Source organism: Catellatospora chokoriensis (assembly GCF_011297315.1).
Taxonomy (GTDB): domain Bacteria; phylum Actinomycetota; class Actinomycetes; order Mycobacteriales; family Micromonosporaceae; genus Catellatospora; species Catellatospora citrea.
Genome location: NZ_JAAOTI010000016.1, coordinates 1 through 11,840 on the forward strand (window position 1 = coordinate 1; position 11,840 = coordinate 11,840).

The following is an 11,840-nucleotide window of genomic DNA, read 5'->3' on the forward strand; positions in this document are numbered from 1 at the left end:
ATTCCCGGACCGCGCACACGATGCCCGTCGCCGGACTGCGACCTGAACGCGGGCGACCAGTGTGTCCAAGACCGTTCGGGGCACACGACTGGACCTGTGCAACTTATGCACAGTCAGTAGGAACGGTGACCTCGTGACGACCCAGGCGCCCGAGCGCATAGGCGACCATGGACCGCACCCGTGATGCCCGGTCGGCGGCGAGCGCGGCGAGCGGCGCAGCCGCGTCGGGCCGGCCGGTGTAGCCGAGCCTGCTGGCCGCCGATATCCGCACCGTCTCGTGCGGGTCGCGCAGTGCCAGCACGATCGCATCGAATGCCCGGTCGTCGTCGGCCGGGTCTGGCATCGAGCCGATCGCCGTGGATCTGATCTGCGGGTCGGGGTCGGCTGCGGCTGCGGCGAGCAGTTCGAAGTCCTGCGCCTGGGCCACGAATCCCAGCGCCCACAGGGCCGTGTGGCGCAGCCCGGGTATGTCGCTGGTGGCGAGATCGAGCACTGTGAGCCGGACGGCTTCCTGGTCGGTTTTCAACAGGTCGATGATCTCTGCGCTCAGACTGTCCTGGTCGTCGCCGAGATCGCGGCTGGATGCGTGCAGCAGCGTCCGCAGTGCCGCCACGCCGTCGATGCCGGCCAGGATGCCGGCGACGAGGTCGCGGCCATAGAAGTTCTCTGCGTCGAGGAACCGGTCGAGTTCCTCGTGCAGGTGGGGAACCAGTGCGCTGTCCCCGCAGGCCGACAGCGCAGCGACCGTGGGCGCGATGTCGTCGTAGTCGTCATCAAGCTCCGCCGCATGCCGCACCACGGCCGGCAACGCCGCGACGTTGTCGATCATCCGCTCAACATGCCACATCCTTGCCGGTACGGCACAGCTCATGTTGCGCGAGACGATGCTGCACATCGACACAGGAGCTGAACCAGCCGTGAAGCCAGCCGTAGTGAGCATCGCGTCATGCGCGGTCATCCGTATAGCCGCGGGCCAGATCGTCACGGGTGCGGCTGTAACCAGCCCGTCTCCCGCCCGGCAATGATCACCAGCCGACCTCGCTCACGGTGGAAGCAGTGCACGTCGGGGCCGTCGAAGAGCACGGTGCCCTCGGGCGGGCTCCCGCCGCCGATGTTCAGCCCGGACAGTCCGGTGCCCAGGCGGACCGTCGTGCCGGGGCGCAGCACGAGCGCGGCCGACAGCGCCGCCCAGAACCGCTCGGCGGTCGCCGCACCCACGACCGCGACGGGTTCGTCGCGGTCCCAGTTCAGTCTGGCGTAGCCGGCTGCCAGTTCAGGCGGCCACACGGCGTCGGCGTGCCGGTAGGGCGGTCCGACGGGCATGCCGGTCGCCTCGGCGAGTTCGGCGGCGGTCCAGTCCAGCAGGCCGGCCGCGTACGCGCAGCGGTACCGGCGACCCGAGGCCACCGCTTCCCGGTAGCCGGCCAGGTCGGCGGCGACCGGCAGGGCCACGTCGAGATCGGGTTCCTCCCAGATCACACCGTCGGCGTCGCGCCACAGCACCGCCAGGACGCCCAGGCCGGCGAAAGCGACCTCCGCCCGCGCGGGGTCGTCGGGCCGAAGCACCTCCCACTGGGGCGGGATTGCCCATTCGTTCGCTTCGCTCACCGGCACACCATGCCACGGTGGGTACGGGCCGGTGGAGCGCAATGTCAGCCGGTGGCATTCAGCGCAACGTTCGGCGCCTTCGTCAGCGCCGCTGTGGTGACCGCGCTCAGCGGCGTCGGGCGGCGGTCAAAGCGACCACGAACTGGCCACCGCCGGGATCGATGCTCGCGTCGACCTGCAGCGCAGGGGCGAGCCGGGAGAAGCGGTCGACAAGCCAGTCCGCCGTCTGCCGGGCGTCGGCGCGGTCGGCGCACCGGACCACGACCTCGCGGCCGCCTTTGCGGTCCAGGCGCTCCGCGACCGCGATCAGCGGCGCGGGATCCATGAGGACGAGGTGCGCCGGCCACGGAATGACCGGGGTGACGGCGCCCTTCTTGGTGTTGCAGCTGCGGTGGGCCAGCCGTTCGCCGCCGGCGAAGTCCGGTGCGCTCTTCTTCGCCGACCGTGCGTTCGTCCTGCTGTCGACGCTGGGACCGCGCGGGTCGTTCACCGACGTGGCCGGGTCGACGGGTTCGTCGCACACCCAGCAGCGCCAGCCGTCCTGTTGCGCGATGTCTTCGAGCTGGCTCATACGGGACTGCCGATCGTCGCAGGATGTGGGCACTGCACACGCTATCCTGCCTGCACGATCGGCCGTGCGGACCCCGTTCGGCAGTCCGCGTCCACCACTGATCCGGCACCGTGAACGGCTCAGACGCGAGTGCCGCCAACCGGCCGACTGTCGCCCTGCCGATGTAGTGTCATGCCAGCTCATGAGCGGGCCCTGGCATGGCGAAGGAGAGGGCGGGCTGCCCCACGCCACAGTGCCTCGCACCGCGTGACCGGAGGAGTCGAGACTCGGATGACGGCAAGTCGACCGATGCCCACACAGGATGACGTGCTCGGATACTTCGACACGCTGTCGAACTGGGGACGCTGGGGCGACGACGACGAACTCGGCACGCTGAACCACGTCACGGACGACGTCCGGCTGGCGGCGGCGCGGGCCGTGCGCCACGGCAGGAGCGTGTCCTGCGCGTGGGAGGTCGCCGCTCCGGAGGACATGGAGCGGTCGACGACGACGTGCCCGTGCGCCGCCGACATGCCCGGCGCGGAGAACATGCCGGTGGCCGCATTCCACGCCGACCGGCGCTGGGGCTTCTCGTCCGAGCGGCTCGGCATCACGTTCCACGGCAACACCATCACCCACCTCGACTCGCCGTGCCACATCTACTGGGACGGCACGATGTACAACGGGCGGTCGCACTCGTCGGTCGACGCCGCGGCGGGATCGGCGTGGGCGGCGGTCACGGCGGCGGCGAACGGCATCGTCACGCGTGGTGTCCTGCTGGACATCGCGAGGGTGCGCGAGATGCCGTGGTTGGAGCCGGGGCAGGGTGTGTCTCCCGACGATCTCGAGGAGGCCGAGCGTCGCCAGGGTGTGCGGGTGCGCCCCGGCGATGCGGTGCTCCTGCGGACCGGCTACGGCCGTTTCCGGCACGAGCGCGGTGCGGCCGGCGGTTTCACGCAGGCCGGCTGGCACGCGTCCTGCCTGCCGTGGCTGCATGAACGGGGCGTCGCGCTGATCGGCGCGGACACCCCGCAGGACGTTCAGCCGTCGGGGTACCCGGACGTGTTGATGCCGGTCCACGCCGTGAGCCTCGTCGCGATGGGTCTGTGGATGCTCGACAACTGCGACCTGGAGGCGTGCGCGACGACGGCTGCCGAGCTCGGCCAGTGGGACTTCCAGCTCGCCGTCGCGCCGGTCCGCTTCGCCGGCACGTCCGGCAGCCCGGTCAATCCGATCGCCACCTTCTGACTGCGGCAACTCGGACGGAATCGGGTCACTTGACAGCGCGCATGTGACCGCTAACACTGATGCGGACCTATGGATGGATGTCCCTCGGGAGGGTCCGATGAGCCGTGTCCTGGTACGCCCGGCGGCAGCGCGCAGGATGGTCAGCGCAGTGCTGACCGCCGCGGCGCTGCTGCTCGCCGTCGGACTCGCGGTCAGCCCGCAAGCGCCTGCCGCCGCCTGGGACAACGGTGTGGCATCCACCCCGCCGATGGGCTGGAACAGCTACGACTCGTTCAACTGGAGCGTCACCGAGGCTGACGTCCGCGCCAACGCCGATTACATGCGCGACAACCTGCGCCAGCACGGATGGCAGTACATCGTGATCGACTGGGCGTGGTACTTCCCGGGCCGGCACAACAACAGCCCCAACCAGGACGCGAACCTGCAACCTCGGCTGCGGATGGACGCCAACGGTCGGCTGCTGCCGGACACCACACGGTTCCCGTCGGCGACGGGAGGCAACGGTTTCAAGCCGCTCGCCGACTACGTACACGCGCAGGGGTTGAAGTTCGGCGTGCATCTGATGCGCGGCATCCCGCGCCAGGCGGTGGCCGACAACGTGCCGGTCCTCGGGACCAACTGCCGCGCCAACCAGATCAACAACAGCACGACCGCGGCCTGGCTCAACCTCATGTGGGGCGTGAACATGTCCAACGCGTGCGCGCAGGCCTACCTGGACTCGGTGTTCCAGCTGCTGGCCGGTTGGGGCGTCGACTTCGTGAAGGTGGACGACATCGCGGCGCCGACGTACCGGCAGGCGGAGATCGACGGATACCGGCTGGCGATCCAGCGCAGCGGCCGACCGATGGTGCTGAGTCTGTCACCCGGGGCGACGCCGGTGTCCGGCGGCTCGCATGTGCAGGCCAACGCGCACATGTGGCGGATCGTCAACGACCTGTGGGACAACTGGTCGGCGCTCGACGCAATGTTCGACCAGCTGCGTGTCTGGACGCCGTACCGGGCGACGGGCGCCTGGCCCGACCCGGACATGATCCCGATCGGGCGGTTGTCGAAGTACGGGCCGGTCGGCTCGCCACGTTATTCCGGGCTCACCGCCGACGAGCAACGCACCCTCATGACACTGTGGGTGATCAACCGGGCACCGCTGATGTGGGGCGGGAACCTGGTCGAGAACCGCGCCGCCGAGCTGGCCCTGATGACGAACGCCGCGGTGCTGGCGGTCGATCAGAACAGCAGCAACAATCGCCAGGTCACCGCGGGCACCCGGCAGGTATGGGCCGCCGACGTGCCCGGCGGCAACCACAAGTACGTGGCCCTGTTCAACCGCGAAGGCGCGGCGGCGAACGTGTCGGTGAACCTCGCCGAGCTCGGGGTGGGTTCGGCGACCGTGACCGACCTGTGGTCCGGCGCGAACCTCGGCACGGCGAGCAGCACCTTCACCCGCTCCCTGCCCGCGCACGGCGCCGGCCTCTACCGGCTCGCGACGCAGACCACCACGCCGACGCCGCCGGCGACTCCCACGTACACGCTGACCGCGCGGCACAGCGGCAAGCTGCTGGACGTCTACAACGCCGCCACGGCCGACGGCGCGAACGTCGTGCAGTGGGCCGCCAACGGGCAGGCCAACCAGCGGTGGCAGTTCCGTGACGCCGGCGGCGGCTACTACAACGTCGTCAGCCTCAACAGCGGCAAGTGCCTGGACGTGTACGGCGGCGCGAGCGCGACCGGCGACGGCGTCCGCGTCGTGCAGTGGACCTGCGGGACCGGCACCAACCAGCAGTGGCGCATCCAGGACGCCGGTGGCGGCTACCTCCAGCTCGTCGCCCGCCACAGCAGCAAATGCCTGGACGTGGTCAACGCTGCCACCACCGACGGCGCTCAGGCCGTCCAGTGGACCTGCGGCACCGGCACCAACCAGCAGTGGCAGCGCGCCCAGGTATAGAACCGTGCCGCACCGGGAGGGCGCGCGCCAAAGCCGCCTGGGGGTCGGCGAGCGGACCTCCGGTGGGGACGGCGATGACGGGCCTCGATGTGTCCCATGGGGCGGCGCGGGTACGCCGGGACAGTCGGGACTCCATTGAGGACGCGTGCCCCATGCGCCCGGTGATCCGGGTCGACCATCCTCGGGCTGATTCGGCTTCGAGGAGGCAATTCCCCTATGTATCGGCGACTATTCCTAACGCGTCGGACGGTGGCGACGACAGCCGTCCTGACGCTCATGGCGAGTCTGGCGGTCACCGTCGTCGACCTCGCCCAGTCCGTGGTGAAGGCGGCCGAGGAGTCCACCATCACCACCGACTACCGCAAGGACCCCCACCTGTCCAAGGACCAGGTCAAAGTCCTCGACGGCCTCGCGGAGAGGTCGACGATCCAGCTGCGCGCGGAGAGCTGGCCGCAGGCGCGCACCGTGGCCCGCCTGGAGCTGCGGATCCCCAGCGGTCTGGACCCGAAGGCGTCGCTCACCGAGCACGCCACCGCGTTCGTCGAGCGGAACCGGTCGCTGTGGAACCTCGACGATCTCGGTGACATCCAGGTGACCCGGGTCGTCAGCGCCGGTGAGTGCTCGACGGTGACGTTCAGCCGGGTCGCCCTCGACAAGCTGGTGGTCGCCAATGCCACGATGTCGGTCGTGCTCAGCCGCGACGGCGTCATCAGGGGCGTGGCGGGCCAGCTGACGGGGGAGAAGCTGGGCGACGTCGACACGAGCAAGCTGGAAGCCGCCAAGGCCGTCGAGGTGGTGCGTGCCTACCAGGCCTCCCGTGGCTACGAAGACGCCGACGTGGTGGCGCTGCCGGCACCGACGCAGGTCGTCATCGACCCGTTCTTCCTGACCGGCGGGGCGCACGCGCCGCGTCTGGGCTGGCTGTTCGGCAACGCGGCGTGGGTGGAGCCCGCCAAGGAGGTCCCGGCGGGCCTGCAGTTGGTCGACCAGAGCACCGCGACCATGGCCGTCACCGGGCCCGGCCTGACGCTGACCGAGAAGTCGGTCGCGGGCTGCCAGCTCGTCAATCCCGTCGCGTGGCTGCAACGGGTCGTCGTCGATCCCGCGACCGGCACCCCCTCTTGGGTGGGCCTGGGTCACCTGGGCGTCGCGACGCAGGGCGCCACGCCCGTCGACCGGGCCCGCGACCTGATGGCCAAGCCGCTGTTCGCGCAGCTGTACGGCACGCTGCGCCCGACGCAGCACCTGCAGGCGCCGCAGCAGTTCGCCGACGTCGGCGGACGGGTCAGCGTCCGCTTCCAGGAGTACTACGCCGGTTTCCCGGTGGAGGGCGCCTACCTGACGGTCACCCTTGCCCCGGACGGACGCGCCGAGTCGATCAGCGCCAGGTTCGTCACGTTCCCCACCGCGTACCCGCAGGCGACCGTGACCGCGGCGGCCGCGCGCGCCGTCGCCGTCGACCGGTACCGCGACGCGGTCTGCCACTGGCAGCAGGACTGCCTGTCGCGGTTCGCCCTCTGGCTGTCGGCGACCCAGCCGACGAGCCCGCTGGTGGTCCTGTCGGCGGACCTGTTCGCCGGGACGAACCTGGGACAGGGCCAGGAGCGGCTCGTGTACCGGGTGGCGCTGCCCGGCCGGATCTCCTACGTCGACGCCCGCAGCGGCACCGAGGTGTTCGCCGTGGACTCGCACGCCAACGCCGTGCCCTACACGATCCTCAACGGTCAGCAGCTCGACCGCACCGACATCAGCAAGCCGGCGGGCACTCCGGCGACGACACCCGGCACCCCGATGGTGCCGGTCAACACCATGCACCCGGACTCGATGGCGGTGTCGACGTTCCTCGACACCACCGACGTGTTCTACACCGCGCTGGGCCGCAACAGCTTCGACAACCAGGGCACGCAGGTCAAGGTGCGGGTCGGGTCGTCCTACGACGGCAACGCCGTCTGGTGCGGGCGCACCCCGCAGGAGACCACCCTGCCGCGGCAGACATCGGACCCGGACCTGTACGGGTACCTGGACTGCCTGGACATCCGGATGCACCTCGGCACCAAGATCACGTCACTGGACATCGTGGCGCACGAGTTCACCCACGGCGTCGCCGAGAGCAGCGCCGGATTCCTGGGCACCGGCGAGGCGGGCGCCCTGGGCGAGCACTACGCCGACCTGATGGGCAACCTGGTGGAGAACGACGCCAACGACTGGCGCATCGCCGAGAACTCCTCGGGCGGCGCGGTGCGCGACATGGCGAACCCGCGGGTGTTCGGCCACCCGGACCATGTCGCCTCGATCAACACCGGGTGCTGGCTGTGCACCCACGAAATGGCCGGCGTGCCGAACCGGGCCGCCGTCATGATCACTGACGGGGGTGTGCCGGGCAGCGGCAGCCCGGGCATCGGGCGGCCCGCGATGACGCAGCTCGCCTACGCCACCCTGGTCGGCGGGCGCCTGGGCGCGACGTCGGACTTCCTCAACCACCGGGTCGAGACCCTGGCCACCTGCTACGACGCTGTGGGCACGCCGCTGGGCGGGATCAGTTTCACGATCCCGATGTGCGAGCACATCGCCAGGGCGTTCAACGCCGTGGGGGTCACCGCGTTCGAGGACATCGGCTGGCGGGTGGAGTGGCTCGGCACGGTGCAGTACACCCAGTACGGCGGGCTGTTCCTCTACCGGGGCTGCACGATCAACGACCAGACCCTGGTCGCCAAGGACCTGTCGACCGGGCAGGTGCTGACGTCGAACATCGCTGGCGGGCTGAGCGTCAGCTTCGCCGGGGAGTGGGAGGCGCGTGTCGTGTCACGGGCGTCGTCGAGCGACCCGACGGCACGCGAAGCCGTGATCGAGATCTTCGTGCCGTGGCAGGACGGGGACGCCCGGGTCATCGTCGACCTGGTCGAGAACTACAACAAGCCGCCGGGAGTCACCGACGCGCAGTGCCGGACACCGTTCGGGCCGGTGCACCGCCGGACCGTCTACAGCACCACGAAGTTCGCGCGCTGGCCGGTGATCCTGGACGGCCACCGCGGCAACACGGTCATCAACGCGTTCCTGTCGCTGCCCAACGGGTGCAGCGTCGAGCGGGTCAGCGGCCTGCTGTACTGGCGGACCCCCGGCACCGGCGGGCACAACACGCCGGCCCCGCCGTCGGCGACCACCTACGGTGACGGCATCCGCGGCTTCACCATCACCCGCACCAATCCCGGCCTGCCGCAGGACCTCGCGGCGAGCCTGGGCTGGTGGCACATCGGCACCGGCGGGATCTTCCTGCGGGTCGTGTACGACATCTGGGAGCCCGACGGCGTCGACTGCCTGACCACCGGCCTGCAGGCCAACCCGTAACCCGACAGGGCACGGTGGCCGCCCCGGCGCATGCCGGGGCGGCCATCACGCGTACCGGTCAGGGGCGGCCGAGACCGGCCTCGCGGGCCCGGCGGGCCGCGGCGTGGCGGTCGGCGACGTGCAGCTTGGTGAAGATGTTCGACACGTGGTTGCGCACCGTCTTCGGGCTCAGGTACAGCCGCGCGGCGATGGTCGCGTTCGCCTCCCCGTCGGCCAGGTGGGCCAGGATCTCCCGCTCCCGGTCGGTGAGCTCCGGCAGCGCCGCCGCGACCGACACCGCCGGCGGGCGCGCCGCGAAGTACTCGACCAGGCGCGCCGCGATGCTCGGCCCGAACACCGCCCCGCCGGAAGCCACCGACCGGATCGCCGCCACCACCTCGTCCGGTGTCGCGCCCTTGAGCAGGTAGCCGCGGGCCCCGGCGCGCAGCGCCGCGAACACCGACTCGTCGTCGCCGTGCATCGTCAGCATCAGCACCCCGACCTGCGGCGCCTGCGCCCCGATCGCGCGGACCACGTCCACTCCCGACAGGTCGGGCATGTCCAAGTCCAGCACGGCCACGTCCGGGCGCAGCGCCACCACCTGCCGCACCGCCTCCGACCCCGACGTCACCGCCGCGACGCAGGTCAGCCCCGGGTAGACCTCCAGCAGCTGCCGCATCCCGGCGAGGAAGATCGGGTGGTCGTCGGCGACCAGCACACCCAGGGTCGTCACGGCCGGATCTTGCTCAGGCACGCTATCCTCCTGATCGTCACTGGGGGATCCGCACCACCATGCGTTCACTGCCGTCCCGGCGTCAATGGGTCGGCCGTCCCGGGACAGCACCTCCCATGGAGACCGATGACAGCCGTGGTCGCGCCCCCCGCCCGCGCCAGCCGCGCCTGGCTCACCCGCATGGTCCTCGCCGTGCTGCTCGCGCTGCTGGCCCTCGGCTGGCTGTGGGCGGCCCGGGCCGGACATCCCTCCGACGGCACCTCCACCAACACCGACTCCCGGGCCTGGCATGCCGACGGCCTCGTCCTGTCCGTCGCCGCCGGTGACGGCACACCGCTGCGCGCCGGAGACACCGTCGTCGCCATCGGCGGCCGCCCCCTGGCCGCCGGATCGCTCGCCGACCGGCCGCCCCGCATCGGCGACACCGTCGTCTACACCGTCGACCGTGACGGACACCGCATCGACGTGCCCGTCATCCTCACCGACTATCCACTCGCGAACCTGGCCGCCCGCAACGCCTACACCCTGCCCTACATCGTCTTCATTGTCCTGCTGCCCGCGCTCGTGCTCGCCCGGCGCCCCCGCGATCCCGCCGCCGTCACCCTCTACCTGGTCGCGGTCACGCAGTTCATCGGATACGCCTCCCACATGTACGGCACCCAGGCCATCGAGATCGCCACCGGCCGGCTCTGGGTCACCACCGCAGCCGAAGCCGTCAACTGCGTCCTGTGGGCGTGCCTGCTCCACTTCGCCATCTCGTTCCCGCAGACCTGGCCACTGCTGCGCCGCAGACCGTGGCTGATCACCCTCGGCTACGCCCTGCCCTTCCTCGCCTACGGCACGGTCCTCGTCACGAGCCTGCACACCGAGCAGGGGCTGCGCCACACCTGGACCCTCATCGGCGTCTCCGTGCCCGCTGCCGGCTTCTTCCCCGTCCTGGTGCTCGCCGCCGTCGTCACCAGCTACGTCCTCGCCCGCGACCCGCTGGCCCGACAGCGGATGCGCCTGGTCAGCTACGGCCTGGTCGTCCTCGCCGGGGGCTACCTCCTGCTGGGCAAGCTCCCCGAACAGCTCCTCGGGCACCCGCTGATCCCGTGGGAATACCTCACTGTCGTCTGGCTTCCCGCCCTGCTGCTGCTCGCCGCCGCCGTGCTGCGCTACCGGCTCTGGGACATCCAGCTCATCCTGCGCCGCTCGCTGGTCTACGGGCTGGTCACCGTCACCCTCATCGGCGCCTACCTCGGTGCCGCCGCCCTGCTCAGCCACGCCTTCCACACCCGACTCGAACCCGCACCCGTCCTGCTCGTCGTGGTCGTCGCCGTCTCCTTCACCGCCGCCCGGTCCGGGCTGCGCCGCGTGGTCAGCCGCCTCGTCTACGGCCAGCGCGAAGACCCCTACGAGGTGCTGCGCCAACTCGGACAGCGGCTGGAATCGGCGCACTCCGCCGAGACGGCGCTGCACCAGCTCGTCGCGACCCTCGTCGGCGCCCTGCGCCTGACCCACGCCGCCATCGAGGTCCCCGGGCTGGCGCTGCCGTCCAGCAGCCACGGCGCACCCGGACCGAATGCCACCAGCCTCGACCTCGTCCACGACGGTGAACCCATCGGCCGGCTCGTCCTCGACCCGGGACCCGACCGGGAACCCTTCGGCCCCTCCGACCGCCGCCTGCTCGCCGGCCTCGCTCGCCAGGCCGGTGCCACCGCCTACAGCCTGCTGCTGGCGGCCCGGCTCCAGCGGGCGCTCGAAGGCACCGTCACCGTCCTGGAGGAGGAACGCCGCCGTCTGCGCAGAGAGATCCACGACGGTCTCGGCCCGACCCTCGCCTCCGCCTCCATGCGTCTGGAACTCGGCCGGTCGCTCATCGGCACCGACCCGGCCGCCGCCGAGCGCATCCTTGCCGACCTCGCCGAGATCCACCGCGCGGTCGTCGGCGACGTCCGGCAGATCATCGACGGCCTGCGCCCCACCGTCCTCGACCACCTCGGGCTGCCCGCCGCACTGCGCGAACTCGTCGACCGGGTCAGCGGCGCCACGCGTACCCGGCTCGACTGCGCGATCGGCGCCGACCCGGTTCCGGCGGCAGTGGAGGTCGCCGCCTACCGGATCGTCTCCGAGGCGCTCACCAACGTCGTCCGGCACGCCGCGGCCGAAAACTGTGCGGTGTCGGTGTGGCGGGACGGGCACCTGTACATCGAGGTCACCGACGACGGGCGGGGTATGGCCCCGGACTACCGGCCGGGCATGGGCATGGCGAGCATCCGCGAACGCTGCCTCGAACTCGGCGGCCGGGCCGTCATCACCGCCGCCACACCCCACGGCACCGTCGTACGCTGCCGACTGCCCATCGCCGTACCCGCCGCCGACCCTGCCGCGTCCGCGACCGACCGGGAACACCCGAGCTCAGACCGGGTGTTGCGGGTGGCGTGACGCAGGTC

At 71.0% G+C, this 11,840-nt stretch carries 8 protein-coding genes; 4 read left to right on the top strand and 4 right to left on the bottom strand.

What is annotated here, in order from left to right; translation table 11 throughout:
- Positions 1-103: 103 nt before the first annotated feature.
- From HAV39_RS23565 to HAV39_RS23575, 3 genes are all read right to left on the bottom strand, one after another.
- On the bottom strand, positions 104-829 hold the full coding sequence (locus HAV39_RS23565) for a HEAT repeat domain-containing protein (protein WP_191841331.1): 726 nt from the start codon (positions 827-829) through the stop codon (positions 104-106).
- A 152-nt stretch (positions 830-981) separates the two neighbouring features.
- Complete coding sequence (locus HAV39_RS23570) at positions 982-1,608, bottom strand: hypothetical protein (RefSeq protein ID WP_191841332.1); 627 nt, start codon at positions 1,606-1,608, stop codon at positions 982-984.
- Between the two features lie 106 nt (positions 1,609-1,714).
- Positions 1,715-2,179, bottom strand: a complete 465-nt coding sequence (locus HAV39_RS23575) for a hypothetical protein (RefSeq protein ID WP_191841333.1) — start codon at positions 2,177-2,179, stop codon at positions 1,715-1,717.
- A 288-nt stretch (positions 2,180-2,467) separates the two neighbouring features.
- On the opposite strand from HAV39_RS23575, the gene HAV39_RS23580 reads away from it, so the two are divergent.
- From HAV39_RS23580 to HAV39_RS23590, 3 genes are all read left to right on the top strand, one after another.
- The gene (locus tag HAV39_RS23580; protein ID WP_191841334.1) at positions 2,468-3,406 is read left to right on the top strand and encodes a cyclase family protein; all 939 of its coding nucleotides are present in this window, start codon (positions 2,468-2,470) and stop codon (positions 3,404-3,406) included.
- Between the two features lie 97 nt (positions 3,407-3,503).
- Complete coding sequence (locus HAV39_RS23585) at positions 3,504-5,348, top strand: alpha-galactosidase (RefSeq protein ID WP_191841335.1); 1,845 nt, start codon at positions 3,504-3,506, stop codon at positions 5,346-5,348.
- A gap of 276 nt (positions 5,349-5,624) precedes the next feature.
- On the top strand, positions 5,625-8,693 hold the full coding sequence (locus tag HAV39_RS23590; RefSeq protein ID WP_191841336.1) for a M4 family metallopeptidase: 3,069 nt from the start codon (positions 5,625-5,627) through the stop codon (positions 8,691-8,693).
- A gap of 58 nt (positions 8,694-8,751) precedes the next feature.
- Here the strand turns inward: HAV39_RS23590 and HAV39_RS23595 are convergent, their stop codons facing one another.
- Complete coding sequence (locus HAV39_RS23595; protein ID WP_239121023.1) at positions 8,752-9,426, bottom strand: response regulator; 675 nt, start codon at positions 9,424-9,426, stop codon at positions 8,752-8,754.
- Between the two features lie 105 nt (positions 9,427-9,531).
- Between HAV39_RS23595 and HAV39_RS23600 the strand changes: the two genes are divergently transcribed.
- Positions 9,532-11,832, top strand: coding sequence for a sensor histidine kinase (locus HAV39_RS23600; protein ID WP_239121024.1), 2,301 nt, complete (start codon positions 9,532-9,534; stop codon positions 11,830-11,832).
- The last annotated feature ends 8 nt before the right edge of the window (positions 11,833-11,840 follow it).

Coding starts and splice junctions, on each gene's coding strand:
- HAV39_RS23575 (WP_191841333.1), bottom strand. CDS start 2,179: ATGAGCCAGCTCGAAGACATCGCGCAACAGGACGGCTGGCGCTGCTGG.
- HAV39_RS23590 (WP_191841336.1), top strand. CDS start 5,625: ATGGCGAGTCTGGCGGTCACCGTCGTCGACCTCGCCCAGTCCGTGGTG.
- HAV39_RS23565 (WP_191841331.1), bottom strand. CDS start 829: ATGATCGACAACGTCGCGGCGTTGCCGGCCGTGGTGCGGCATGCGGCG.
- HAV39_RS23580 (WP_191841334.1), top strand. CDS start 2,468: ATGCCCACACAGGATGACGTGCTCGGATACTTCGACACGCTGTCGAAC.
- HAV39_RS23600 (WP_239121024.1), top strand. CDS start 9,532: ATGACAGCCGTGGTCGCGCCCCCCGCCCGCGCCAGCCGCGCCTGGCTC.
- HAV39_RS23585 (WP_191841335.1), top strand. CDS start 3,504: ATGAGCCGTGTCCTGGTACGCCCGGCGGCAGCGCGCAGGATGGTCAGC.